Source organism: Umezawaea sp., from assembly GCF_057122925.1.
In genome coordinates, this window is the sequence record NZ_DBNGPQ010000055.1 from 1 (window position 1) to 25,010 (window position 25,010).

Annotated in this window: 22 protein-coding genes and 1 pseudogene; 15 read left to right on the forward strand and 8 right to left on the reverse strand. The window is 71.2% G+C overall.

From position 1 onward, the window contains the following. Positions 1-712 (reverse strand): annotated as a pseudogene (locus tag AC156L_RS12200) (glycogen debranching enzyme); the annotation flags it as partial. Positions 713-832: 120 nt separating this feature from the next. After that, positions 833-1,405, reverse strand: coding sequence for a helix-turn-helix domain-containing protein (locus AC156L_RS12205; protein WP_330878729.1), 573 nt, complete (start codon positions 1,403-1,405; stop codon positions 833-835). Between the two features lie 47 nt (positions 1,406-1,452). Between AC156L_RS12205 and AC156L_RS12210 the strand changes: the two genes are divergently transcribed. The 3 genes from AC156L_RS12210 to AC156L_RS12220 all read left to right on the forward strand — a co-directional run bounded on the left by AC156L_RS12210 (position 1,453) and on the right by AC156L_RS12220 (position 4,394). After that, positions 1,453-2,253: a class I SAM-dependent methyltransferase gene (locus AC156L_RS12210; RefSeq protein ID WP_330878730.1), complete on the forward strand. Its 801-nt coding sequence runs from the start codon at positions 1,453-1,455 to the stop codon at positions 2,251-2,253. A gap of 72 nt (positions 2,254-2,325) precedes the next feature. Beyond that, entirely contained in the window at positions 2,326-3,738 is a 1,413-nt protein-coding gene (locus AC156L_RS12215) for an MFS transporter (RefSeq protein WP_330878731.1), read from the forward strand. Then, on the forward strand, positions 3,735-4,394 hold the full coding sequence (locus AC156L_RS12220) for a DUF998 domain-containing protein (RefSeq protein ID WP_330878732.1): 660 nt from the start codon (positions 3,735-3,737) through the stop codon (positions 4,392-4,394). The genes AC156L_RS12215 and AC156L_RS12220 overlap by 4 nt, the downstream gene beginning before the upstream one ends. A gap of 4 nt (positions 4,395-4,398) precedes the next feature. Here the strand turns inward: AC156L_RS12220 and AC156L_RS12225 are convergent, their stop codons facing one another. Next, complete coding sequence (locus AC156L_RS12225) at positions 4,399-4,872, reverse strand: DUF4396 domain-containing protein (protein WP_330878733.1); 474 nt, start codon at positions 4,870-4,872, stop codon at positions 4,399-4,401. A 49-nt stretch (positions 4,873-4,921) separates the two neighbouring features. After that, on the reverse strand, positions 4,922-5,566 hold the full coding sequence (locus tag AC156L_RS12230; RefSeq protein ID WP_330878734.1) for a TVP38/TMEM64 family protein: 645 nt from the start codon (positions 5,564-5,566) through the stop codon (positions 4,922-4,924). Positions 5,567-5,702: 136 nt separating this feature from the next. Between AC156L_RS12230 and AC156L_RS12235 the strand changes: the two genes are divergently transcribed. Together AC156L_RS12235 and AC156L_RS12240 are read left to right on the forward strand one after the other, a co-directional pair. Beyond that, positions 5,703-6,608, forward strand: coding sequence for a hypothetical protein (locus AC156L_RS12235; protein WP_330878735.1), 906 nt, complete (start codon positions 5,703-5,705; stop codon positions 6,606-6,608). Between the two features lie 22 nt (positions 6,609-6,630). After that, entirely contained in the window at positions 6,631-8,892 is a 2,262-nt protein-coding gene (locus AC156L_RS12240; RefSeq protein WP_484406825.1) for a heavy metal translocating P-type ATPase, read from the forward strand. Here the strand turns inward: AC156L_RS12240 and AC156L_RS12245 are convergent, their stop codons facing one another. Both AC156L_RS12245 and AC156L_RS12250 read right to left on the reverse strand, forming a co-directional pair. Further along, a complete protein-coding gene (locus AC156L_RS12245; RefSeq protein ID WP_330876860.1) occupies positions 8,893-11,772 on the reverse strand; it encodes a tetratricopeptide repeat protein in 2,880 nt (959 codons plus the stop codon). 57 nt (positions 11,773-11,829) lie between these two features. After that, positions 11,830-12,795, reverse strand: a complete 966-nt coding sequence (locus AC156L_RS12250) for a ketopantoate reductase family protein (protein WP_330876859.1) — start codon at positions 12,793-12,795, stop codon at positions 11,830-11,832. Positions 12,796-12,885: 90 nt separating this feature from the next. On the opposite strand from AC156L_RS12250, the gene AC156L_RS12255 reads away from it, so the two are divergent. The 3 genes from AC156L_RS12255 (at position 12,886) to AC156L_RS12265 (ending at position 16,219) form a co-directional block, all read left to right on the forward strand. Next, on the forward strand, positions 12,886-13,452 hold the full coding sequence (locus AC156L_RS12255) for a TetR/AcrR family transcriptional regulator (RefSeq protein WP_330876858.1): 567 nt from the start codon (positions 12,886-12,888) through the stop codon (positions 13,450-13,452). A gap of 87 nt (positions 13,453-13,539) precedes the next feature. Continuing rightward, positions 13,540-15,420 carry a hypothetical protein gene (locus AC156L_RS12260; RefSeq protein ID WP_330876857.1) on the forward strand — a complete coding sequence of 627 codons (1,881 nt, stop codon included), beginning with the start codon at positions 13,540-13,542 and terminating at the stop codon, positions 15,418-15,420. Between the two features lie 397 nt (positions 15,421-15,817). Beyond that, complete coding sequence (locus tag AC156L_RS12265) at positions 15,818-16,219, forward strand: VldE C-terminal domain-containing protein (RefSeq protein ID WP_330876856.1); 402 nt, start codon at positions 15,818-15,820, stop codon at positions 16,217-16,219. A 144-nt stretch (positions 16,220-16,363) separates the two neighbouring features. Here the strand turns inward: AC156L_RS12265 and AC156L_RS12270 are convergent, their stop codons facing one another. Together AC156L_RS12270 and AC156L_RS12275 are read right to left on the reverse strand one after the other, a co-directional pair. Then, positions 16,364-17,662, reverse strand: coding sequence for a serine hydrolase domain-containing protein (locus AC156L_RS12270; protein ID WP_330876855.1), 1,299 nt, complete (start codon positions 17,660-17,662; stop codon positions 16,364-16,366). Positions 17,663-17,735: 73 nt separating this feature from the next. Then, positions 17,736-18,869, reverse strand: a complete 1,134-nt coding sequence (locus AC156L_RS12275; protein ID WP_330876854.1) for a serine hydrolase domain-containing protein — start codon at positions 18,867-18,869, stop codon at positions 17,736-17,738. A gap of 292 nt (positions 18,870-19,161) precedes the next feature. Between AC156L_RS12275 and AC156L_RS12280 the strand changes: the two genes are divergently transcribed. The 7 genes from AC156L_RS12280 to AC156L_RS12310 all read left to right on the forward strand — a co-directional run. Further along, complete coding sequence (locus AC156L_RS12280) at positions 19,162-20,385, forward strand: sensor histidine kinase (RefSeq protein WP_330876853.1); 1,224 nt, start codon at positions 19,162-19,164, stop codon at positions 20,383-20,385. Beyond that, positions 20,373-21,029 carry a response regulator transcription factor gene (locus AC156L_RS12285; RefSeq protein ID WP_330876852.1) on the forward strand — a complete coding sequence of 219 codons (657 nt, stop codon included), beginning with the start codon at positions 20,373-20,375 and terminating at the stop codon, positions 21,027-21,029. The genes AC156L_RS12280 and AC156L_RS12285 overlap by 13 nt, the downstream gene beginning before the upstream one ends. 417 nt (positions 21,030-21,446) lie before the next feature. Next, on the forward strand, positions 21,447-21,638 hold the full coding sequence (locus AC156L_RS12290) for a hypothetical protein (protein ID WP_330876851.1): 192 nt from the start codon (positions 21,447-21,449) through the stop codon (positions 21,636-21,638). A gap of 599 nt (positions 21,639-22,237) precedes the next feature. Then, positions 22,238-22,618 carry a hypothetical protein gene (locus AC156L_RS12295; RefSeq protein WP_330876850.1) on the forward strand — a complete coding sequence of 127 codons (381 nt, stop codon included), beginning with the start codon at positions 22,238-22,240 and terminating at the stop codon, positions 22,616-22,618. After that, a complete protein-coding gene (locus AC156L_RS12300; RefSeq protein WP_330876849.1) occupies positions 22,611-22,991 on the forward strand; it encodes a hypothetical protein in 381 nt (126 codons plus the stop codon). The genes AC156L_RS12295 and AC156L_RS12300 overlap by 8 nt, the downstream gene beginning before the upstream one ends. Before the next feature lie 47 nt (positions 22,992-23,038). After that, positions 23,039-23,830 carry a c-type cytochrome biogenesis protein CcsB gene (gene ccsB, locus AC156L_RS12305; protein WP_484406828.1) on the forward strand — a complete coding sequence of 264 codons (792 nt, stop codon included), beginning with the start codon at positions 23,039-23,041 and terminating at the stop codon, positions 23,828-23,830. Between the two features lie 144 nt (positions 23,831-23,974). Then, positions 23,975-25,010, forward strand: a 1,036-nt coding sequence (locus AC156L_RS12310) for an IS3 family transposase (RefSeq protein ID WP_484406827.1), incomplete at its 3' end; no start/stop codon positions are given.

Below are 25,010 nucleotides of genomic sequence, written 5' to 3' on the forward strand. Positions count from 1 at the left end.
CCGCGTACAGGTCGTGCGGCGCGAAGAACCCGATCGTGTTGTAACCCCAGTAGTTCCGCAGCCCCTTCTCCGCCAACCCGTGGTCGGTGATGAACTGGTGCACCGGCATCAGCTCGATCGCCGTCACCCCGAGCTTCGTCAGGTGGTCGATGACCGCCGGGTGCGCCAGGCCGGTGTACGTGCCGCGCAGCTCCTCCGGGACCTCGGGGTGGTTCATCGTCAGGCCGCGCACGTGGGCCTCGTAGATCACCGTCTCGTTGTACGGCGTCCTCGGCGGCCGGTCGACGCCCCAGTCGAAGAACGGGTTCACCACGACGGACTTCGGCACGTACGGCGCCGAGTCCTGGTCGTTGCGCTGGTCCGGCTCGCCGAACGGGTAGCCGAACAGCGACTCGTGCCACTCGACGCCGTTCGAGATCGCCTTGGCGTACGGGTCGATCAGCAGCTTGTTCGGGTTGCACCGCAGACCGCGCGACGGGTCGTGGGGTCCGTGCACCCGGTATCCGTAGCGCTGGCCGGGCCCGACGCCGGAGAGGTAGCCGTGGTGCACGAAACCGTCCACCTCCGGCAGCCTGACGCGCGTCTCCCCGCCCTCGTCGTCGAACAGGCACAGCTCCACGTGGTCGGCGACCTCGGAGAACACGGCGAAGTTGGTGCCGACCCCGTCGTAGGTGGCGCCGAGCGGGTAGGAGGTTCCTGGCCAGGCGTGCATGTTCGCTCCTCGAAGGACGGCGTCGACCGTGTTCTCGCAGCCGGCGCCAACCTCTGACCGCCTGCCGGGGCCGGGTTCCCCGCGTCGCGGCGCTTGAACCAGTAGCGCGCGTCACGTCGGCTAGCCCTCGCGCGCGTGCGCCCGGTGGCCGTCCTGGGTGAGGATCGCGAGGATCTCGACCGGTTCTCCCCCGTGCGCGCCGATGCCGTGGGGGGTCATGGTGGAGAACCCGGCGGCCTCCCCGGCCCGCACCAGGACGAGGCGGTCGCCGAGGCGGAGTTCCGCGGTGCCGGAGAGCACCATGAACCAGTCGCGACCGGGGTGGACTCCCGCCTCCTCCAGGGGCGGGGCCGGGGTGGTGATGTGCATCTTGGCGACCGTGAGGTCGTTCGGGGTGTGCTCGCGCGCGAGCGTCCAGATCGTCGTGCCGCGGCGTTCGTCGTGGTGGGGCCGGATCACGACGTCCTCGTCGTTCGGGGATTCGATGAGCAGGTCGATGCTCGTGTCGAGGGCTCGCGCGATCAGGACGAGCTGGTCGACCGCGATCCGCCGGGACCCGGTCTCGATGCGGCTGAGGTTCGACGGACTGAGGTGGCACCGCTCCGCGAGCGCGTCGAGCGACCAGCCCCGTGCCAGGCGGAGTGCCCTGATCCGCTGCCGGATCAGCCGGTCCACATCCACTTCTTGCTTCATAGACAAGATGGTATGCCCCTGAGGCAGGGCGCGCCTAGGGTCGTGGCATGACCGAACAGCACTCCCACGGCCCCCTGCTCGCGACGCTGCTGGACCTCGACGCGGAGATCCACTCCGAGGCGCTCACGGAGGCGATGTCCGTCGTGTCCGCGCTGGTCACGGACCCGCGAGGGGTCCGGCGCGTGCTGGACGTCGGGGCGGGGACCGGCACCGGGAGCATCGCGCTGGCCCGCCGCTTCCCGGCGGCGCGGGTCGTCGCGGTCGACGTCGACGAACGGATGCTGGAGCGGGTCCGCGACAACGCCCGGGCGGCGGGTCTGGGCGACCGCGTCGAGGCGCTGCGGGCGGACGTCACCACCGCGCCACCCGGCCTGGGAGTCGCGGACCTGGTGTGGTGCGCTTCGGCGTTGCACGAGGTCGCCGACCCGGATCGGGCGTTCCGCACCCTGTTCGAGGCGCTGCGCCCCGGAGGCGTGCTGGCGGTCGTGGAGATGGACGGGCCACCGGCGGTGCTCCCGCTCGCCCACGCCGACCTGGAGGAGCGGGTGCGCTCCGCCGCCGGGTCGTCGGCCGACCACCCGGACTGGACGTCCACGATCACGGCCCACGGCTTCGAGGCGCCGCGCACGCGTCGGCTGACGACCGACGTGACGCTGCCCGCCGACGGCCCGGCCGGTGAGTACGCGGCCCTGGAGCTGCGCCGCGTCGGACACGCCGCGCCCGCCCTGCGGGACTCCGACCGGGCAACCCTGATGACCCTCGCCGGTGACGGCGCGGGCAACGTGCGCACCCTCGGCGAGGTCCGGATCCGCGGGACGCGCACCCTCTGGACCGCTCGCCGCCCCTGACCCGCCCCACCCCCGCACCGGTGCGCCCCGCCGCACCGGTCCTCGACGTGCCCGAAAACCCAGGAGGACCCCGTGACCGACACCCGACCACCCGCCGTCCTGGCGGCCCCGAGGCGGTGGTGGCTGCTGGCGGCGCTCGCGGTGGCCCAGCTGATGATCGCCCTGGACACCACCGTCATCACGATCGCCCTCCCGTCGGCGCAGGCCGACCTGGGCTTCGCCGACAGCGCGCGGCAGTGGGTCGTCACCGGCTACGCCCTCGCGTTCGGCAGCCTGCTGCTGCTCAGCGGACGCCTGGCCGACCGGTGGGGCCGCAAGCGCGTGCTCGTGACCGGCCTGGTCGGCTTCGCCGTCACGTCGGCCGTCGGCGGTGCCGCGTCCACGGCCGCGGTCCTCGTCGGCGCCCGCATCGGGCAGGGGCTCTTCGCCGCCCTGCTGGCCCCCGCCGCCCTCGCGCTCGTGTCGACCACCTTCACCGACCCGGCGGAACGAGGTCGGGCGTTCGGGGTGTTCGGTTCCGTGTCCATGATCGGCACGACGGTGGGCCTGCTCCTCGGGGGGACGCTCACCCAGACGCTGTCGTGGCGGTGGACCATGTACATCAACGTCGTCATCGCGATCCCCGCCGTCGTCGCCGCGGTGCTCCTCGCGCCGGACTCCGAGCGCCGAACCGGGCAGAGCCTGGACCTGCTCGGCGCCGCCACCGCCACCCTCGGCCTGTTCAGCCTGGTGTTCGGCACCTCCAGGGCCGAGACCGCCGGGTGGACGGCGCCCGTCACGGTCGGCGCGCTCCTCACCGCGGGAGTCCTGCTCGTGGTGTTCGTCGTCGCGCAGACGCGGGTGGAGGTCCCCCTGCTGCCGCTGGGGATCCTCACCGACCGCGGCCGGGGCTCGGCCCTCATCGCGCTGCTGCTGTCCTCGGCGGGCCTGTTCACGACGTTCCTGTTCCTGCCGTTCTACCTCCAGTCGACCCTCGGGTACGGCCAGGTCCACACCGGACTCGCCTTCCTGCCCGTGCCCGCGGCCCTCGTCCTCTCCGCCGCGGTCGTCGGGCCCGCCCTGAGCAGGGCGCTCGGAGCCCGTCCGGTCGTGCCGATCGGCCTCACCGCCGCCTGCGCGGGCGAGTTCCTGCTCAGCCGGATCAGCGTGCGCGGCGACTACGTCCCGGACCTGCTGCCGGGCCTGGTCCTCATCGGCGCGGGCGTCGGACTCGTCATCGCCACCGCCACCGCGTCCGCGACCGCCCGCCTGGACGACGACCTGGCGGGCACCGCCGCCGCCTCCGTCAACGCCGCGCAGCAGATCGGCGGCTCCCTCGGCGTGGCCGTGCTCGCCGCGGTCGCCGCGTCGGCCGCGGCGCGGGTCACCGACCCCGCGGAGGGAGCCGTCCACGGCTACGGCACCGCGTTCGGCTGGGCCGCCGCCCTCTTCGCCACCGGCGCGGTCCTCACCGCGCTGCTCACCCCCTCGAAGGAGCCCGCATGACCACCGCCCGTCCCCGACCGCCCTGGAAGGCCCGACTGGGCGGGGCGCTGCTCGTGCTCGGCACCGTGCAGTTCTTCGTCGCGCACGTCGTCGTCCAGAGCGCCTGGGACCAGCCCCGCTACCGCTGGTCGACCAACTACATCAGCGACCTCGGCGCCGTGGGCTGCGGCCCCGTGCTCGGCAACGACGTCTGCTCACCCCTGCACGCGGTGATGAACACCGCCTTCGTCGCGCAGGGCGTGCTCCTGCTGGCCGGGATCGTCCTCACCTCCCCCGCCGGACGCCGCCACGCCTGGCGGACGATGGTGGGGCTGACCGGGATCTCGTGGGTCGTCGTGGGACTCGTCCCCGAGGACGTCGACCTGACCGTCCACTCGATCGGCGCGCTGCCCGTCTTCCTCCTCGGCAACGCCGCCCTCGTCGTCGCGGGAACCTCGACCCGCGACCGTCCCGCGGTGCGGAGAGCGGCCCTGGCGCTGGGGGTCATCGGCCTGCTCGGCTTCGCCCTCACCGTCCTGGCGACCGCGAACCCCGGCGGCGCCATCGGCGTCGGCGCGGCCGAGCGCGTCACCGTGTTCCCGCTCCAGGTCTGGGCGTTGCTCTTCGGGGCGGCCGTCCTGGCCCGCCGCTCCGCGAAGGTCCCCGGAGCGGCGTGAACGATCAGTGGTCGTGCCCGCCGCCGTGGTACCGGTGCACGACGGCGTGCCCCTTGCCGCGGGCGATCATCCAGCGGTTCACCGGCACGGTCACGACGAACGCGACCGCGAGGGAGAAGACGAGGCTGACCCAGAAGACCCAGTTGGCCAAGCCCGCCTCCATCGCGCCGGGGACGCCGAGCATCACGGCGTTGTCGACGACCTCCATGACCGCGATGGAGACGGTGTCGGCCGCGAGCGCCACGCCGATCGCCGCGCGCAGCGGGAGTCCCGACTTCAGGACGGGGCGGATGGTGAGCGAGTACCCGAACAGGAACGCCAGGGCCACCGCCAGCACGACGGTCGCGAGGTTCGACCACCCGAGGGCCGTGCCGACCACCATCCCGAGCACCTCGCCGATGGCGCAGCCGGTGAGGCAGTGCAGCGTGGCGGACACGGCGAGCCCGGTCAGCCCCTCGGGTGCGGGAGCGTGGTCCATGCTTCCTCCTTCGACTCGCGTCTCAACATACCCCTAGGGGGTACCCGCATCAAGCGTTCGACGCGCGGGCCAGCAGCCTGCGTCCCCACACCAGCGCGACCGCGCTGAGCGCGAGCCAGGCCCCGAGCGCGAGGAAGGAGCGCGGCGAGCCCGGCTCGCGCAGGGCGTCACCGAGCACGACGGCGATCAGCGTGGAGGGGACGAGGCCCACCGCCGTGCCGAGCGCGAAGGACCGGGCGCGCACCGAGGTCACCCCGGCCGCGAAGTTCGACACCGTGAACGGCACGACGGGCAGCAGGCGCAGCACCAGCGTGGCCGCGAACCCGTTCGAGGCGAACACCGAGTCCACCAGGCGCAGGCGTCCGCTCCCGAGCCGGGCCTCCACGGCGCTCCGCCCCAGCGCGCGGGCGACGCCGAAGGACAGCAGCGCCCCCGCGGTGAACCCGACGACGGCCAGCAGCACCCCCTGGACCAGGCCGAACAGCAGTCCCGCCGCGGCCGCCAGCACCGGCTTGGGGAAGAACACCGCGGTGCCGAGCGCGCTTCCCGCCACGAACACCAGCGGCGCGAGCCCGCCCGCCGCCCGCACGTGGGCGCGGAGCTGCTCGACGGTGGGCACGTCGACCACCGCGGCCACGACCGCCAGGACGACGACCAGCACGACGAGCGCCACCACCCGAACCCGTCCCCGCATCGACCACGTTCCGCTCTGCCGGCTCCAGGACGGTGGACACGTCCGCCCCGCCATCGTAGGCGCCGTCACGCTGGCGTACCCCTACCCCCCTGGGGTATACATGTGCCACCGCCAAGCCGATCCGAGGGAGAAGGACATGAACACCGCCTCCAAGGTCTCCGCGTTCGCGGTCGCGCTGGTGGCCACGTTCGGCGCGACCTGGGCGGCGGGCGCCGCCGTCGGCCCGTTCGCCGGGACGACGCCGCCGAGCGCGACCGGCGGTGCCCCGGCCGAACCCGTCGACGACCTGCCGCCGGGTCTCGCCGCGGCCCGGAACGGCTACGCCCTCAGGGTGGCGACCGAGGCGCTCACCGTCGGCCCGCCCCAGCCGTTCAGCTTCCGGATCGACGGCCCGGACGGGAAGCCCGTGACGAGGTTCGAGGTGGAGCACGAGAAGCTCCTGCACCTGGTGCTCGTGCGGCGCGACGGAGCCCACTACCAGCACCTGCACCCGCGGATGGACGCGAGCGGCACGTGGAGCACCCCGCTCGCGCTGCCGGCGGCGGGCAGCTACCGCGTGTTCGCCGACTTCAAGCCCGAGGGCGGCGCGAAGACGACGCTCGGCGCCGACGTGCAGGCACCGGGCTCGTTCGCACCCGAGCAGTACACATCGGACAGCCGTTCCTCCGAGGTGGACGGCTACACCGTTCGACTCGACGGCGAACTGGCCGCCGGCGCGGAGTCCCCGGTCACCGCGACGGTGACCCGCGACGGCGCCCCCGTCACCGATCTCCAGCCCTACCTCGGCGCGAACGGCCACCTGGTCGCCCTGCGCGGGGCGGACCTGGCCTACCTCCACGTCCACCCGAAGGCCGCACCCGGTTCGGGTCCGGAGGTGGCGTTCCTGGTCGAGGTGCCGACCACCGGCAGGTACCGGCTGTTCCTCGACTTCCAGCACGGGGGCAGGGTCCGCACCGCCGAGTTCACCCTCGGGACCACCGGGTCGGCCCCGCCCGCGGCGGCCACCACGACAGCGGACGACGGCCATGCCGGTCACGGCTGAGCACCCCAGGGAGGCGCGCTCCATGAGCCCCACCACGACAACCCCGCCGAGCCAGGTCGAACTGACGATCGGCGGCATGACCTGCGCCTCCTGCGCGGGCCGCGTCGAGCGCAAGCTCAACAAGCTCGACGGCGTGCAGGCCAGCGTGAACTACGCGACGGAGAAGGCGAGGGTGGTCTTCACCGACGCCTACTCACCGGCCGACCTGGTGAAGGTGGTCGAGGCGACCGGCTACACCGCGGAACTGCCCGCTCCCCCGGCGAGCGCGGACGGCGACCAGCCCGTCGAGGAGGACCCGACGCGGTCGCTCCGGCAGCGGCTGGTCGTGTCCGCGGTGCTCGCGGTGCCGGTGGTCCTGCTGGCGATGGTGCCCGCGGCGCAGTTCACCTACTGGCAGTGGCTCTCGCTGGTGCTGTCCGCCCCGGTCGTCGTGTGGGGCGCGCTGCCGTTCCACCGGGCCGCGTGGACCAACCTCCGCCACGGCGCCGCGACGATGGACACGCTGATCTCGCTCGGTGTCTCGGCGGCGTTCCTGTGGTCGCTGTACGCCCTGTTCTTCGGCACGGCGGGTGTGCCGGGCATGACGCACGGCTTCGAGCTGACGGTCCGGCCGATGGCGGGCGACGGCAACCTCTACCTGGAGGTCGCCGCGGGCGTCACGACGTTCATCCTCGCCGGGCGGTACTTCGAGGTGAGGTCCAAGCGGCGGGCCGGTGCCGCGCTGCGCGCCCTGCTCGAACTGGGCGCGAAGGACGTCGCCGTGCTGCGCGACGGCCGCGAGGTCCGGATCGCCGCCGGCGACCTGCGCGTGGACGACCTGTTCGTGGTGCGTCCAGGCGAGAAGGTCGCCACCGACGGCGTGGTCGAGGAGGGCAGCTCGGCGATCGACGCGGGGATGCTCACCGGCGAGTCCGTCCCGGTCGAGGTGGCCGTGGGCGACGCGGTCACCGGTGCCACGGTCAACGCGGGCGGACGGCTGGTCGTGCGGGCCACCCGCGTCGGCGGGGACACCCAGCTCGCGCGGATGGCGCGGCTCGTCGAGGACGCGCAGAACGGCAAGGCCGAGGTCCAGCGGCTGGCCGACCGGATCTCCGCCGTGTTCGTGCCCGTCGTGATCCTGCTCGCCGCCGGCACGCTCGGCTTCTGGCTCGGCGCGGGCTCGGGCACCACGGCCGCGTTCACCGCCGCGGTCGCGGTCCTGATCATCGCGTGCCCGTGCGCCCTGGGTCTGGCCACGCCGACCGCCCTGCTCGTCGGCACGGGCCGCGGCGCCCAGCTGGGCATCCTGATCAAGGGACCGGAGGTGCTGGAGTCCACCCGCCGCGTTGACACCGTCGTGCTGGACAAGACCGGCACCGTCACCACCGGCCGGATGAGCCTGGTCGCCGTCCACCCCGCCGGGGGCGTCGACGAGGACGAGGCCCTGCGCCTGGCCGGAGCCCTGGAGCACGCCTCGGAACACCCGATCGCCAAGGCGATCAGCCAAGCGGCGACCACCGACCTGCCGCGGGTGGAGGACTTCCGCAGCCTGAACGGCCTGGGCGTGCGGGGCGTGGTCGAGGGACACGCGGTGCTCGTGGGCCGGGCGGCGCTGCTGGAGGACCGGGGCATCCACCTGGACGACGACCTGCTGGGCGCGAAGCGGCGGGCGGAGGCCCAGGGTCGCACCGCCGTCGTGGTCGCGTGGGACGGCGAGGCACGGGCCGTGCTCGTCGTGGCGGACACCGTGAAGCCGACGTCGGCGCGGGCTGTCACCGACCTGCGCGCCCTCGGTCTCAGGCCGATCCTGCTCACCGGCGACAACAAGGCCGCGGCCGACGCCGTGGCCGCCGAGGTGGGCATCGAGGAGGTCATCGCCGAGGTCCTGCCGGAGGACAAGGCGGACGTCGTCAAGCGGCTCCAGTCCGAGGGCCGGGTCGTGGCCGTGGTCGGCGACGGCGTCAACGACGCGGCCGCCCTGGCCCAGGCCGATCTGGGGCTGGCCATGGGAACGGGCACCGACGTGGCCATCGAGGCGGGCGACATCACCCTGGTCCGCGGCGACCTCCAGTCCTCCGTGGACGCCATCAGGCTGGCCCGCCGCACCCTGACCACCATCAAGGGCAACCTCTTCTGGGCGTTCGCCTACAACGTCGCCGCCCTCCCCCTGGCCGCCCTGGGCCTGCTCAACCCGATGATCGCCGGAGCGGCCATGGCGTTCTCCTCGGTCTTCGTGGTGAGCAACAGCCTCAGGCTGCGCGGTTTCCGCGGCACGACCGGGGGCGACCCGCGGCCAGCAGCCTGATCAGCCGCGGTACAGCTCGATGAGGTACCGCGTGCTGACGCTGTCGGGGTGGTCGGCGCCGAGGACCCGCTCCACGTCGGGCAGCAGGTCCAGCAGCACGGCGAGCGCTCCCTCCCGGTCACCGCCCTGTCCCCGCCCGTGAGCGACGGCGAGGCGAGTGGTCACCGTGTCCGGGTGGTCGACTCCGAGTGCGCGCACCTGGTGGGGCAACAGCTCCTCCAGCGCGGTCAACGCCCCGGCCTCGTCCCCCGCCAGTCGGCGCCAGAGGGCGAGTCTTCGTCGTGTGCTCAACGTGGAGGGGTCGTCGGCGCCGAAGAACTCCACCTGGTCGTGCAGGAGCGCTTCCGTCATGGCGACAGCCGTGGCGAACTCACCCGTCTCAGCACGCCAGGCGGCGATGGCCTCGCGTGCGAAGAGGGTCGACGGGTGGTCTTCCCCCAGCACGCGCCGCTGGTCCGGTTGGAGGTCCTCCAGATCCGCGACGGCCCCGGCCAGGTCTCCGGTGTCCTTTCGGCGCAGGGCGATGGTCCCGCGGATGTCGAGCGAGGTCGGGTGGTCGGTGCCGAAGATCCGTTCCTGGTCCCGGAGCAACTCCCGGAACTCCGCGAGGGCACCGGCCGGATCGCCCGCGATCCCGCGCGCGGAGGCCAACGCGTGACGGCAGGCCAGCGTGTGGGGGTGTTCCGCTCCCAGCAGCCTCAGCAGGTCGGGCAGCAGTTCCCGCAGCGCGCGCACGGCGCTCGTCGGATCACCCGCCTCCGCAGTCCAGTGAGCCGCGTTGTGCCGGGTGATCAGGGTGTTCGGGTGGTCCGGGCCGAGCACCGCGAGCTGGTCCGCCAGCAGGTTCTCGTAAGCCTCCACGGCGCCCGCCGGGTCACCCGCCTGTCCTCGTGACGTGGCGAGAGCCTGACGAGCGGCGAGGGTCGTGGGGTGCTCGGGTCCGAAGACCGCCACCAGATCGGTCAACAGCTCCTCGAACGAGGACAGCGTCGCGAGCGCGTCGCCCGCTTCCACCCGGCGCGACGCGAGGTTGGTTCGGGTGACGAGGGTGACGGGGTGATCAGCGCCCAGGACGCGCACCTGGTCAGCCACCAGTTCCTCGAACGCGCCGAGAGGACCGAGCGGGTCGTCCGCACGGCTCGACCAGGTGATGAGGTTGGCACGGGTGACCAGCGTGGCGCGGTCGTCGGCGCCGAGCACCCTCGACTGGTCGGGGAGCAGCTCTTCGAACGCCGTCGCCGCGCCGACCGGATCACCGGCGCGCGCTTGCCACAAGGCCACTTCGCCGCGGGTCTCCAGCACGTCGGGGTGGTCCGGCCCGAGGACCCGCACCTGGTCGACCAGCAGCTCCCGCAGCGCGCGCACCGCGCCGTCGCCGTCCCCGGTCTCCCCCTGCCAGCGAGCGGCTTCGGTGCGGGCCGACAGGGTCTCCGGGTGATCTGCCCCGAGGTGCCGGACGGCCAAGGCGTGCAACTGCCGGAAGCGCGTGCGGGCATCGGCGACGAGGCCGCTCTGACCGAGGCTCCTCGCGGCGCGGAACAGGACCTCGTGACCACCCCCGTGCCACAGGTGCTCTCCACCCGCCTCGGCCAACGCGTCGGCGTTCGCCCGCAGCACCTGCGCGGACAGGGCGTCCCGCTCGACTTCGGGCCACAGGTGGACCAGCGCGTCGGCCGCGGCGCGCGCCACGACCGGCAGCCGGTGCGGAGCCACACCGTCCCACGTGGCCCTCTGCACCAGCGCGTGCACCCGAACCAGTTCCCCGTCCACGGTGATCAGGCTCAGGCGGTGCAGGCAGGTCAGCCCGTCCCCGGCCGTCTCGGCGTCGACCGTCCGCCCGACCCGCTCGGTCAGGTAGCGGATGACGGCCGGGGTGCTGAACAGGTCAACGGGGATCCCGTCAGCGTTCAGGAAGGCGGCGACGTCCAGCAGCGGGCCCGCCATCCCCGCCGGCAGCAACCGGTCGGCGTGCTCGACCGAGATCGACCACGTCGCGGCCACGGTCGTTCGGTGGTCGTCCGGCAGGGCCTCGTCTTCGGGCACGACCGCGGCCAGGGACCGGCGGCGGTCGGTCAACCGCTCCAGGTAGGCGGCACAGGACAGATCCCGGTCGACCATGTACGCGACCGCTTGGGCCAGCGCCAACGGCAGGCACCCGAGGGCGTTCACCAGTTCGGCGGCGCTGTCGAGCAGGGGCTCGCGCTCGCCCAGACCGCTGGCCAGGTAGGCCAGGGCCTCCGACTCGGCGAAGGTCCCCACGTCGACGAACCCGCGGCCGTGGCCGCGCAGCGCGGTGTCCCGACGCCGGGTCGTCACCAGCACACGTCCGACGGCCACCAGCGGCGGCCAGAGTCCAGCGAGGTCACCAGGCGACTGGACGCCGTCGAGCACGACGAGCCACCGCACCGAGGTGTTCGCCAGCCACTCGAGCAACCGGCGTGCGCCTCCACCGGGATCCCCGTCCTCGACGCCGGTCAGATCCGCGGCGACCCGCGCGTAGCCGGAGGTGATCGCATCCCGTGATCCGGCGGAGATCCAGGCCAGCAGATCAACCTCCCCTGCGGCCCACACCCGCTCGACGTGGTCCACCGCGAGCTGGGTCTTGCCGACGCCCCCCAAGCCCGACAACACGGTGACCAGGCGATCCTCCCCGGCAGCAACCGCTTCCGCCGTTCCGCGCCGCTGGAACGACGCCGCCCGAGGAGGCACGTTCCCGGAGCGGTGCGGCAGGCTCACCACCGGTCGAGCGGCCGCGTGGTGGTGGTGGTGGTGGTGCACCCCGCCGTCGATCCGCCCCGCCTGGAGCAGGAAGCCCGACACCTCACCGGGCGCGGTGTTGACCACGTCGTACTCGGGTGAGCTGCGCCTGAACTCCGACACGACGACGTCGCCACCTTCCGCTCGCGGGTCAGGCGAAGGGTAACGACCCGAGCGCCGCTAGTGGCCCGCTCGCCCCTCACGGGCGAAGTGCGGTTCCGCCGCCTCCAGCCGCGGTACCGCGACCCCCAACCGCCGTGCCTCCGCCAGGGTGTCGCGACAGATCTCCCTCGGCTCCACGGCATCGGGGTCGGAGTGCGTCGCGAAGCTCACGCGCAGGGGCGCGACGTGGGCGAGCAGCCAGGTGAGCACGGAGGCCGTGAGCCGGGTGGGCGCGCGGAACAGCAGCAACCCGCTCCGGTGACGTCGCAGGTCGACACCGCGCGCCTCCAGGAGCGGCAGCAGTTCGCGACCGGCCAGCAGCGCCTCGCGCAGGTCGGCCTTCGCCCCCGCCAGCTCGGACAGCGACCCCAGCCGGAGCCCCTGCGAGTGCAGACCCGCGTCCGACACGAAGTGGGCCCACAGCCAGCCGCGGAAGTCGGGCTGCTCCCTGATCCGGAGCCCGGCCTCGCGGAACGCCTGCCGCACGGCCAGTTCGCGGTCGGTCGGAGGCCTGCCGAACGTGCCGAAGACGACCGACGGCAACATCATCCCGCGGAGCACACCGTCCGCACCGAAGCCGCCCCCCGCCAGGGGAAAGCCCCAGGCGACCTGATCGGCGGGGAGGTCACCGATCGCCGCGAGCGGCTCGGTCCAGACGTTGCCGAAGACCAGCACCGCGGCGTCGCCGAGCAGGGGCGTCAGCCAGGCCGCGGCCTCCGCGAGCTGGTGGTGCGACACGCTCAGCACGACCAGGTCGAAGTCGTGGTCCGGCCCCAGTTCCTCGCGGTAGCGCACCGGCCACTCCTCGACGACGCGCTGCCCCCACACCCGACGCCGCGCGTCGAACAGGTCGAGGCTCACCGCGTCCCCGTAAGCCACCGCACGACCAGGCCGGACGTAGAACTCGACGTCGTGCCCGGCCCGTTCCAGCGCCCAGCCGTACACGGTGGCGATCACGCCTCGCCCGATCATCAGGATCTTCACGCTGCACCTCGATGGGATACGCTCAATCGGAGGCAATCTCCACTTAAGAAAATATGGAGACAATCTCCATTTGTCAACGGGAGGTGGTCCATGACCGCTGCCAGACCGCTGCGCGCCGACGCCCAGCGCAACCGCGACGCCCTGATGGCCAAAGCACGGGAGGTCTTCGACACGGGCGACTTCTTCGACCTGCGCTTCGACGACTTCGCCGCACTGGCGGGCGTGGGCACCGGCACGCTGTACCGCCACTTCCCCACCAGGGAAGCGCTTGCCGAAGCGGTCTACCGCGAGGAGGTCACCGCACTCTGCGCCCGCGCCCGCGAACTGCTGACCACGCTGCCCGCGGTGGAGGCGCTGGCGACCTTCCTGCACCACGTGGTCGACTACCTGGACACCCACCGCGGCCTGGCCCGAACGGTGGCCACCCTCATGACCACCGGCTCGGACACCCTGGCCGAGGGCAGCCGAGCGCTGGAGCGGGCCGTCACCGACATCGTGGCCGCCGCCGTGGAGAGCGGCGGCATCCGCGACGACGTGGACGCCGGCGCCGTCATGGTGGCACTGCACGGAATCAGCGCGTCCCACGACCGCCCCGGTTGGCGGACCGAGGCCGACGGCGTGATCACCCTCGTGCTGAGCGGACTGCGACCGCGGTGATCACCGCGGTACACCCGCTCGTCCCAGTCCACTACGACGGATGACGCAACTTCACGATGGGATGCCTCCGGGAAGCCCTCCCGAAGCGTGGTAACCGGTGAGCCGCCGAAGAAGGCGGCCAACCGGAACTGGGGACCTCATTTGCGCGCACTGACCATCGGTGCCGCGGTCTTGACGACCGCCGCACTGCTGACGGGTACCGCCCACGCGGCAGCACCGTCCAACGACGACTTCGACCAGGCCACCACGATCACCGCACTGCCGTTCAGTTCCACTGTGGACACTGGAGGGTCCACGGTGGCGGACGACGACCCGACGGACTGCACGTGGAGCGCGGGCAGCGTCTGGCTCCGCTACACCGCACCAGCCGACGGATTCGTCCGGATGACGGCCGACCGGCCGACCGGCGACAAGCCCGCCATCTCCGCCTACACGGGTGAGCGCGGCGCGCTGACGTGGACGCCGGGCGCCTGCCGGACCTCGCACGGCCGCGGCTCCAACACGTTCGCCGTGGCGGCGGGCACCACCTACCACTTCCTGGTGCAGGACATCCAGAACCCAGGGCCTGCCACGTTCGGCGTGGAACTCGTGCCCGCGGCGCCCAACGACGACTTCGCAGGCGCCGTCGACGTCCCGCTGGACACCGACATCGCGGCCGACAGCGGTCCCACCTCGTCGCAGGCGGGTGAACCGGTGCCGCACTGCGAGCACTGGAACACGCGCTCGCTGTGGTACCGCTACACCCCCGACCGCGCCCGGATCGTCTCGGCCAAGGTCACCAACGAGCTCAGCACGCCGAGCGTGACGGTCTTCCGCGGCACCGCGCTCGACGCGCTGACCGAGGTGGACTGCGTTCACACCAGCCACACCCCCGCGGTCTTCGCCACCGCACCGGGCGAGACGTACTACCTGCGGGTCGCGGACGGCGTCCACAGCGCGGGAGCGCTCACGCTGCGCCTGGAGGACGCCCCGCGGATCGCACCGACCACCGAGTGGATCATCCCGAACGACCCCGGCGTCTTCGACGACGTCCGGTTCATCATCAACCCCGGTGACCCGGCGGGCCGCTGGCTCGCGGGCGGCGAGGTCCAGTTCGGCGACGGCACGTCCGCCGAGATCCCCGCGGTCGAGGGCGCGGCCGAGGTCTTCCACCGGTACGCCGACGACGGCGCGTACGAACTCACGATCACCGGCCACACCGCGGACGGCCGCTCCGGCTCCACAACCCAAACGCTGCGGGTGGAAACGCACGACGTGACCGTGTCGAACGTGACCGCACCCGCCACCGCGACCGCGGGCGACACCGGCCAGGTCCAGGTGTCGATCACCAACACCCGCTACACCGAAGACGTCGTGGTGGAACTCCTGCGCCGCAGGTGGGACGGCTACTTCGACATCGTGGGCACCGTGCCGCAGCACATCACGAAGGACAGCACGGCGGTCGTGCCCTTCACCTACACGTACACCGACGCCGACGCCGCCCTGGGCAGGGCGACGCTCAAGGCACGAGTGCGCCTCACCAGCAGCACGGACAACAACCCGACCGACAACGAACGCACGGTGGAAACGACGATCACCCCAACCAGCCAGCCCTGGACCCGAACCGGCCGGTCGGAGCCACCACCGGCACTGACCGGCCGGCCCGCTGGCCTCGCCGAGCCCAGCGACGTCGAGCGCACCCCAGACAGCCTGCGACACCGCCGCGCAGCGGTCGTTGGTCAGGTCACCGGGGCAGCCGAACGTCCAGGTGTCGACCGCCATCAACGGATACGCGCCCTGGACACAGGCGACCAGCACGACCACCGCACCACGACCAACTGGACCAAACAGCTGGTCGACGGCAACCTCGGCGCCGAATCCTGGTGTGAAGGTCCGCTCCCGGCCGACTGTGGCGGTACCAGGACTGGTGACCTCGACGGACAGGGCGACGTGACCGCCCACACCCCACAGGACTATCACTTTCCGTAGCGACGTTCTCACCAGCAGAAATGTGAGCATCAACACTAGCCCGTGATGTTCCCGTGTTCATTTCGTAATATGGCGCGCTGTGTGAGCATGCCCCGTCCCCAACGCAAGGTGTTCCCGAATGTCGGGCCGACATAGAACGACGCAGACAGCCAGCCGGAACCGGAAGCTGCCCATCGCAGTCGCCGCCACCCTCTCCGTGGGCCTGGTGGTGACCTTCTGGGCCGTCCGCGTTCCCGACCAGCCGGTCGATCCAGCCGGAGCGGTCGCCCACCTGGCCGCCCCGTCGACCCCCAGCAGCCAAGACCTGCGACCCGTCACCACGACGACCTCCGCGCCGCCATCCTCTCAACCTCCGGTGACCACCACGGCGCCTCCGGTGACCACGACCCCGCCGCCGGTGACCACGACAGCACCCGAGACCACCACGCCGCCCCCCGCGCCGTCCTGTCCGACCACCCTGGACGGCGTCAAACCGCATGCGGCGCAGGTAGGTCACCACCTCGCGGGCAAGTTCGGCGTCGACGACATCGGCGGCGCCACCGGCCGCGGCGGCTCCGGAGAACACCCCCTCGGCCTGGCGCTGGACTTCATGGTCGACACCGCCACCGGCAACGCCCTGGCCGAGCACGTGCTGGCCAACCGCCAGGCGTTCGGCGTCACCTACGTGATCTGGCGCCAGCGCTACAACGACGGCAGCGGCTGGTCGCCGATGGAGGACCGGGGCAGTCCCACGGCCAACCACATGGACCACGTGCACGTGTCGTTCCAGGCGACCGCGACCGTCGACGTCACCTGCTGATCTCGTCGAGCGGCGAGCGGACCACCTCCATCACCAGCGGTGAGTGGTGGGCAGGTGCCTTTCCGGTGCTCGGCGAAGTCCGACCGTCCGGTGTGGTGGTGCGTCCACCACACCGGACGGTCAGCGGGTCGAGCACGACCGCCCCTACTTCGCGGCGCACAGGGCCTTGTCGAAGAAGGCGAGGACTTCGTACTGCCGGACCTCGTCGTTCGTCCCCGCGACGGTGACCGCTCGGCCGTCGGGGGTGATCGCGGTGCGGGTCTGGAACCCGTCGGCGTCGCCGCCGTGGCCGTACGCGGTGATCCCGCAGCTGAGCTTCATCTCGATGGTGCCAAGACCGTAGCGCCAGCCATCGGGCCATCCGGACGTGGCCACCGTCTGACGCATCTCCGCCAGCCGGTTGGGCTTGAGCAGCCGACCGTCCTGCAGGGCGACCAGGAACTTGTTCACGTCACTCGGGGTGGCGATCATCTGTCCCGCGGCGCCGGCGATCGACGGGTCGAACCGGGTGATGTCGATCAACTCTCCGTCGATCGGCTTGCCGTTGGCGTCCTTGGGCATCATGTAGCCCCGCGGGTGCGGGGCACGGATCTCGCGGTCGCCCTGGCCGGGGTAGTAGGTCTCCGTCAGCCCGATCCGGTTGATGATCCGGTCCGTGACCACCTCGGCGAACGGGCGTCCTGCCACCTTTTGCGCCACCAGGCCCAGCAACACGTACCCGGCGTTGCTGTAGTCCCACACCCTGTCCTGCCCCGGAGCGAACGTCGGTGCTTGCGTCAAGGACGAGTCCAACAACTCCCGTGCGTCGAAGTACCGGTCCTTGATCGGCAGGATCCCCTGGGACATCAGGGGGACCCCGGTGGGCATCCCGCTGGTGTGGTTCAGCAGTTGTCGGATCGTGATCGTCCGGCCATCGATCGCCGCACCGTCCCCGGTACCCCGCACCACGCCCGGCAGGACCTTCTCCACCGTGTCGTCCAGCGCGAGCTCGCCCTCGTCGACCAACTGCAGGATCGCCACCGCGGTGAACATCTTCGTGATGCTGGCGATCCGGACGTAGCCGTCCTTCGGCACCTTCGACTTCGTCCGGATGTCACCCACTCCAGCGGTGTAGTCCGTCACCCGCCCGTCCCGGCTCCGCACCGACATCAGCATCCCCGGCAGCGACCCGTCGCTGACCAGCTCCTCCAGACCTGCCTGCAACTCCTTGTCGTGAACCGGCCTCGATTTGCCGTCCGGCGCGGTCGCCGACGCCACGCCCGACACCGCGAGTCCGGCGATCGTCACCGCCGCCATCGCCGCGGCGACCACACCACGACGCCGGCGCGCGGGACTCGGGCGGGTTCCGGCCGGGCGACTGAGATCATTCGACAACAGACACTCCTCTTTGGACGATTGGGGCTGACCTGCACAAGTGTTGCCGCCGCCCCGGCTCCTCACCATCTCGTGCGCTGCACACCTCCGGTACAGCCAGCACTACCCCCGACACCCCGGAGGGCGCCCCTTCAGCCGGGCGTCAGTCCGCGCACAGCGCGGCGTCGATGAGCGCGTCCCGGTCCGCGGCGACGGACTCGTCGGTTACCGATCCGTTGAGCGAGGTGACCGTGAGGGTCACCGCGCGACCGTCATCGGTGGCCGCGTCGTGGGTCGCGTAGCCCGGGATGTTGCCGCCATGGCCCCACGCGACCCCGCCGCAGCTCAACGGCAGGCTGAAGATGCCGAGTCCGTAGCCAGGGCCCGACCTCGTATCCGGGTCCACCGGGATGGTGGTGCGCATCTGGGCCAGCTGGGCCGGTTCGAGCAACTCGCCGCCCAGCAGCGCGCGCAGGAACGTGTTGAGGTCGTCGGGTGTGGAGACCAGCTGGCCGGCTGCCCAGCCCCAGCTCGGGTCCATGCTGGTGAAGTCGAACAGCTCCTTGGTCGTCGGGTTGCGCTGGTAGCCCCTGGGGTGGCGGCCGCGGATGTCCTGCTCGCCGACCTCGGGCGCGTACGTGTCGCGCAGACCGATCCGCTCGATGACCCTGGTGGTCACCAGTTCGTTGAACGGGCGACCGGTGACCCGTTGGGCGATCAGCCCGGCCAGGACGTAGTTCGTGTTGCTGTAGGACCAGCCTCCGCCGGCGGGCCCGCCGTCCTCCCTGGCGTTCGCCAGGTCGAGCAGTTCGCGCGGTTCGAGGTAGACGTGCCGGTACGGGAAGAAGTCGCCCAAGGGCTCGAACATCGAGCTGGTGTAGTCGGGTAGGCCGCTGTTGTGCTGCAGCAGCTGGCGAACCGAGATGTTGGAGGCGTCCACGCCCTTGGCCCGCACCAAGCCCGGCAGGTACTTCTCGATCGGCGCGTCGAGTTCCACCTCGCCCTCTCCGGCGAGCTGGAGCACGACCACGGAGGCGAACATCTTGCTCGCGCTGCCGATCCGCACCCTGCCGTTCACCGGCACCTGCTCGCCGGTCCGCAGATCACCGAGCCCGGCCGTGTAGTGGCGGGTCCGGCCGCGGTGGTCCCGGACGGCAGCCAGCGCTCCTGGGTGCCGGTCGACACCGACGAGCTTGTCGATGCTCTGCTGCACCGCATCGCGGCGGGGCTCGGCCTGGGAGGCTGCGATCGAGCTGGCGAACGCGAGGCCGCCCGCCGCGACCGCCGCCACCGTCATGGTGGCCAGACGGCGACACCGCGGGGAACGAGGTCGACATCGCTGAGAAGAGGATGTGAACAAGGCAGACAACTCCTGGGTTCCACGAACGTCGGTCTTGCGATGACCGAGTGTCCCCAGGCTGCTCATCCCCTCCCCGGTGGACAATCCAGCTTGCTGGACGACCGAGGTAGTGGTGGCACCCCCGCGCCAGGGCCGCTCTTGTCCTGGTGGGTGGGAGAGGACGGCCCAGGTCGACTCGGTTTGATGTGGCAGTGCGCTGATCGGATATGGTCCCGGCTCGGGAGGTGGGATGACGCGGGTGTGGCAGCGCCTGTGGGCGTCGCTCGATGCCGCTGCGCGCCTGGTGGGTGGCCTGGGCACGGCATTGCTCGCAACGGTCGTCCTCGTCTGGATCGGCGTGGTCGTGCTGCTCAGCTGCGTCGGTGTCGGCATTCTCCTGGTGCCCTCCGCCCTGCGCGTGCTGCGGGCGGTCGCGAACCGGGAACGGGCCCGGCTCGATGTTCTCGACCCCGGCCCCGTGCCGCGCGAGGCGCGCGCCGCGGTGCGCGACGTGGTCGTGCGGCGTGAGCTGGCCTGGCTGCTGCTGCACGCCACAGCCGGCTTTGCTGTCGGGTTCACCGGAATCGCGATGCCGCTCACGATGGTGCAGAACACGACGTACCCGTTCTGGTACCGCTTGCTGCCGCCCGTGGACAACACCCCCAGCTTCATCTTCTGGGACATCTTCTGCGATGTCACAGACCTGACCGGCGCGTTGGTCGTCGCGCTGACCGGCGTGCTCTGCGGCGCCTTCATCGTCGCGCTCGGGCCGGCACTCGTCCGGGTGCAGGAGTGGCCGGGCCTGCACCTGCTGGCACCTCCCGCCGGCACCGACCTCTCGTTGCGGGTCGTCGAGTTGACCGCCACCCGTGCCGCCGCCCTCGACGCGCACGCCGCCGAGCTGCGCCGCATCGAGCGGTCGCTGCACGACGGCACGCAGAACCGGCTGGTCGCGGTGAACGTGCTGCTCGGCGCCGTGCGGCGGGCCGTGGACCGGGACCCCGCCGCGGCCCGTGCCGCGCTGGACCTCGCCCAGGACGCCTCCGAACAGGCGCTCTCCGAGCTGCGTGCGGTGGCGCGCAGCATCCTGCCCCCGGTACTGGCCGACCGCGGACTGGCCGGTGCCCTGGCAGGCCTCGCGGGTAGCTGCGGGGTGCCGTGCGAGATGGTGGTGGACGTACCGGGCCGGTGCGCCGCCTCGGTCGAGGCCACCGCATACTTCGTGGTGGCCGAGGCCCTGTCCAACGTGACCAAGCACAGCGGCGCCGCGAGTGCCGTGGTGGCGGTGGCCAGAGAGGGTGATCGGCTGCTGCTCCGGATCGACGACGACGGTCGGGGTGGCGCGGATGAGAGCGGCGGGTCGGGCCTTTCCGGCATCCGCAGGCGGATCGAGGCGTTCGACGGGCGCTTCACCCTGGACAGCCCGCCTGGCGGGCCCACGACGATGCAAGTGGAGTTGCCGTGCGGATCGTGATCGCGGAGGACGAGCCGTTGCTGCGGGAGGGTTTGGCGCTGTTGCTGCGCGCCGAGTCGCTCGACGTGGTGTGCACCACCGACACACCGGGATCGTTCCTGGCGGCGGTGTCCGAGCACGAGCCGGACGTCGCCATCGTCGACGTGCGGATGCCACCCACGCACACCGATGAGGGGATCGTGGCGGTCGTCGAGGCGCGGCGGCGCCAGCCCGGCCTCGCGGTGCTCGTGCTCTCGGCGTACGTGGAGCAGACGTTCGCCACCGAACTGCTGACCGGCGGCGCCAGCAGGCTCGGCTACCTGCTGAAGGAACGGGTGGGGCGGGTCGACGAGTTCATGAGCGCGCTGCACCGGGTGGCAGGCGGCGGCACCGCCGTGGACCCCGAGGTGGTGGGCCAACTGCTGGCCCGCAACCCGCACACCAGCGCGTTGGGCCGGCTGAGCCCCAGGGAACGCGACGTGCTCGCACTCATGGCCCAAGGACTCGGCAACACCGCCATCGCCGAGAAGCTCGTCATCACCGAAGGCGGAGTGCACAAGCACATCCGCAGCATCTTCGCGAAACTCGACCTCGCACCCGACGACCGGGCCGACCGGCGCGTCACCGCGGTCCTGCGCTACCTGGAGGGCAGCGGACCGAGGTAGCGCCGGTTCGTCGGCCACCGCGGCGAGCGCGGAGCGGAGCCACGCCGCGGCGGGCACGGGTACGTGGTTGCGTCCGCACGATCCCCACCGTCATCCAGCCGGTGCTGACCGACAACGGTGGGGTCGGCAAAGCGGTCGCCGGCGGACGTGGAGCAGGTCGGCCCAGAGCCGGTCCCCCTCTGCGCACAACGCACCAGAGCGACGGAGTCCGCTGCCCGAGCCGGTGATGGGCGAACAGGTAGACCCTGGTCACCGCGGGGCTGACAACGGCACACGAGTTCCGCAGAACCGAGCAAGGTCCTGCTGCGCTTCGAACTCGTCGCACCAGCGCGCGGAATCGAGGTGCAGCCTGCTCTACCTGACACCTGGGAGCCTGCGGTATCGGCGACGCAGGCGAACACCACTAACTTCTCGGTCATGAACTTCTCGCCCACCCGCGGCCAAGCCCTGCTCGCGACGGTCCTGGTAGTCAGCGTCGCGGCCAACGTCGCCGCTCAAGCCTTCGGTCTGAGCCTCTACATCAGCGCCGCTTTCGGGCTGATCGCCGTCGCCAGCGGCATCACGCTGTTCTCCAACCACCGCAAGAACCGTCAGGATCCGCGGACCTGAAGCGGTTGATGCCCGTTCATCACGGGTCGTCACCACGACGGGGATCTGGCTGCGCGCTCTGGAGAGGTTGGAGACGCACACTCCTGTAGCGCTGGTCCTGACCGGTGGGAAGATCCACGGGCTGCCCCGCCGAGGTGCCCTGACCATCGATGATGACAGCGAGCGCGGCCCGGCCTCGGGTAGTTTCCGGTGGCGTGCGACGGCGGCCGTCCGGACCAGACGGTTGCCGCGCAGAGCGGGACGGTCCCCCGGTTGCCGGGGCTCGCATCCGGACCGGAGCCCCAGGTCCGGCGGCGCCCGGCTCCCACCTACCGCCGCTGACGACGAACAGCCTGCGGAAATGACGTCCGAGTTCGTGCGGCGCACCAACGCACGGTGTCCGCCGCTGCGTTGACGGCGGCCGTGCTCGTCGAACCGGGCCGGCATCGCCGCCGCGGAGCGAAGGTACAGCCTGCACTACCGAGGAACACCCGCAGCCTGGGTCGCTCCGGCCGACCGACGGCATTACGGTTCTGCCTGGGAGTAAAAGGACTCCACACGGTTCGCGATCGACAGCTTGCCCTCCGTTCTGCTTCTCGGAGCCTCTCGAAACGAGCCTCATGTTCCCCGTGCTGCAGGCGGTGTTGGCCGTCCTGTCCCTGCTCTGCGTCACCTGGTCGTTGGTGCTGATCGCGGCGAACAAGCCGCTGCTGCCGCTGGTGGGAGCCAAGCGAGGACTCGTCGGCCTCCTCGCCGCGCTCGAGATCGGACTGCTGGTCCAAGCTGTCGTCGGCGTCGTGCAGATGCCCGGCCTGGACGGGGAGACCGACCGATTGTCCTTCCTCGGCTACCTCGCCGGGCCGCCGCTGATCCTCCCGGTCGCGGTCGTGTGGTCGGCGGCGGAACGCACCCGATGGAGCGCGGGTGTGCTGGCGGCCGCCTGCTTCAGCGTGCCCGTCATGGTTCTACGCCTCGGCCAGCTCTGGGCCGGACATGCGTGACACATCGACCCGCCAGGGACCGGGCCGCACGCTGGTCGCCGTTTACGGGATCTTCGCCGTCGCCGCCACCTCGCGGTCGGCAGTGCAGCTCGCTACCCGCTTCGACCAAGCCCCCATCGCGTACGTGCTGTCCGCGCTCGCCGCCGGGGTCTACGTGCTGGCCACCGTCACCCTTGCGGTCGACTCACGGCGGATCGCACTTGCCGCGTGCACCGTCGAACTCGTCGGCGTGCTCGCGGTCGGCGCGGCCAGCCACGTGGCACCCGACGCTTTCCCCGACGCGACGGTGTGGTCGTTCTTCGGAATCGGCTACGGCTTCGTCCCGTTGGCGCTGCCGGTTCTCGGCCTGTGGTGGTTGAGGAGGACCGCGTGACCGGCGTGCTCAGCGACTGGTTCTTCACCAGCGCGTTCGGGATCTACATGGCCGCTGCCCTGTTCTGCGCCGCAGAGTGGTCTCTCACGCGGTACTCGGATTCACCGCCACCCGCCGCTGTCCGATGCGGGCGGCTCGGCGTCGCGCTGACCGTGCTGGGTGCGGTGCTGCACCTCGTGTCACTGGTGCTGCGAGGCGTTGCCGCGCATCGTGTTCCGTGGGCCAACATGTACGAGTACCTGTCCTCGTTCGGACTGGTCGTGGTGGTCGCTTGGCTCTACGTGGTGTGGCGTCACGAGCTGAGGCGGCTATCGCTGTTCGTGCTCCTGCCGCTGGCCCTGTTGTTGTTCCTCGCGGGTAATCAACTCTACGTCGAGGTCGCTCCGGTGCAGCCCGCCCTGCGGTCGTACTGGATCGCGATCCACGTAGCGGCGGCCCTGATGGCGAGCGGCGTCTTCTTGCTGTCCGGCGTCATCAGCGGCCTGCACCTGTGGGCCTCGTACCGCCCGGTGAGACGACTTCCGCTGATCGACCACCTCGACCAAGTCGCCTACCGCACCGGCACGATCGGCTTCGTGACGCTCACCTTCGCGATCATCACCGGCGCGGTCTGGGCCGAGTCGGCATGGGGCCGTTACTGGGACTGGGATCCGAAGGAGACGGTCGCGTTCGTTTCCTGGGTCTGTTACGCGGCCTACCTGCACGCCCGCGCGACGGCCGGGTGGCGCGGCAAGCCAGCGGCCTGGGTCAACGTCGTTGGAATGCTCGCCGTGCTGTTCAACCTCTTCTTCGTCAACCTCGTGGTATCCGGCCTGCACTCCTACGCCAGCGCGGACTGAAGACGATTTCCACGGCATTGACGCGCTGCCAGTGGTCGGCACGCACCTGAGCTGCCCCGAGTTCGGTGGAGACCTTGATGTGCCCTGGGTTTTGCGGAGTCGGATTACTGGACTTCATGCTGATGATCCCCAGGAGAAGTCAGCATGCCCAGAAGTTGCCCGTCAGAGTTCCGCAGCAAGGTCCTCGATCTTCTCAAAGCCGGCCGCACCGTCGCCCAGGTCGCGCACGACCTGCAGATCAGCGACCAGACCATCTACACCTGGCGCCGCCAGGCGCTCGTCGATGCCGGACAAGAACCAGGCCTGACCTCGGTAGAGAAGGCCGAACTTGCCTCGGCCCGACGTCGGATCGCCGAACTGGAGACCGAACTGGCGATCCACCAGCGTGCCACCGAACTACTCAAGGAGGCGGTGCGCCCAAAAGCCCGCTTCGCCGCGATCGCGGCGATGGCCCAGGACGGACTGTCGATCCAGACTGCCTGCCGAATCCTGGGAGTGTCTGAGTCAGGGCTGCACGCCTGGCGTAGTCGAGCTCCGTCGGCTCGCTCGGTGCGGCACGCCTGGCTGACCGACCTCATCAGGCAGGTCCACGCCGCCTCCAACGGGGTGTACGGCTCCCGGCGGGTGCGCGCCGAGTTGATGCTGGGCCGTGGCATCACGGTGAGCCACGGCGCGGTCGAGATGCTGATGAAACGTGCGGGTATCACCGGACTTCCGGGCCGCAAACATCGGCGGCCCAGGCCGGACACGGCCACCGCGACCGACCTGGTCGACCGCGATTTCGTCCGCACCGCACCGAACCAGCTTTGGATCACCGACATCACCGAACACCGCACCCGTGAGGGCAAGGTCTACTGCGCCGTAGTGCTGGATGCCTTCTCCCGCAAGGTGGTTGGCTGGTCGATCGACAGCCGCCAGGACGCCGCGTTGGTGACCAACGCGCTCGGTATGGCCCTGCACAACCGCGAGGCCGCAACGGACACCGTGATCCACTCCGACCACGGTGTCCAGTACATATCATGGGCGTTTACTCTACGTGCCAAGGAGTCCGGGCTGCTGCCGTCGATGGGTTCGATCGGCGACTGCTACGACAACGCGATGATGGAATCGTTCTGGGGCCGGATGCAGACCGAACTACTGGACCGCAAACGCTGGCGCACCCGCCTCGAGTTGGCCAACG

Excerpts from the sequence above, each read along its gene's own strand:
- AC156L_RS12270 (WP_330876855.1), bottom strand. The coding sequence starts at position 17,662 with ATGGTGAGGAGCCGGGGCGGCGGCAACACTTGTGCAGGTCAGCCCCAA.
- AC156L_RS12240 (WP_484406825.1), top strand. The coding sequence starts at position 6,631 with ATGAGCCCCACCACGACAACCCCGCCGAGCCAGGTCGAACTGACGATC.
- AC156L_RS12225 (WP_330878733.1), bottom strand. The coding sequence starts at position 4,872 with ATGGACCACGCTCCCGCACCCGAGGGGCTGACCGGGCTCGCCGTGTCC.
- AC156L_RS12235 (WP_330878735.1), top strand. The coding sequence starts at position 5,703 with ATGAACACCGCCTCCAAGGTCTCCGCGTTCGCGGTCGCGCTGGTGGCC.
- AC156L_RS12205 (WP_330878729.1), bottom strand. The coding sequence starts at position 1,405 with ATGAAGCAAGAAGTGGATGTGGACCGGCTGATCCGGCAGCGGATCAGG.
- AC156L_RS12295 (WP_330876850.1), top strand. The coding sequence starts at position 22,238 with ATGTTCCCCGTGCTGCAGGCGGTGTTGGCCGTCCTGTCCCTGCTCTGC.
- AC156L_RS12280 (WP_330876853.1), top strand. The coding sequence starts at position 19,162 with ATGACGCGGGTGTGGCAGCGCCTGTGGGCGTCGCTCGATGCCGCTGCG.
- ccsB (WP_484406828.1), top strand. The coding sequence starts at position 23,039 with ATGGCCGCTGCCCTGTTCTGCGCCGCAGAGTGGTCTCTCACGCGGTAC.
- AC156L_RS12275 (WP_330876854.1), bottom strand. The coding sequence starts at position 18,869 with ATGACGGTGGCGGCGGTCGCGGCGGGCGGCCTCGCGTTCGCCAGCTCG.
- AC156L_RS12300 (WP_330876849.1), top strand. The coding sequence starts at position 22,611 with ATGCGTGACACATCGACCCGCCAGGGACCGGGCCGCACGCTGGTCGCC.
- AC156L_RS12220 (WP_330878732.1), top strand. The coding sequence starts at position 3,735 with ATGACCACCGCCCGTCCCCGACCGCCCTGGAAGGCCCGACTGGGCGGG.
- AC156L_RS12210 (WP_330878730.1), top strand. The coding sequence starts at position 1,453 with ATGACCGAACAGCACTCCCACGGCCCCCTGCTCGCGACGCTGCTGGAC.
- AC156L_RS12230 (WP_330878734.1), bottom strand. The coding sequence starts at position 5,566 with ATGCGGGGACGGGTTCGGGTGGTGGCGCTCGTCGTGCTGGTCGTCGTC.
- AC156L_RS12255 (WP_330876858.1), top strand. The coding sequence starts at position 12,886 with ATGACCGCTGCCAGACCGCTGCGCGCCGACGCCCAGCGCAACCGCGAC.
- AC156L_RS12290 (WP_330876851.1), top strand. The coding sequence starts at position 21,447 with ATGAACTTCTCGCCCACCCGCGGCCAAGCCCTGCTCGCGACGGTCCTG.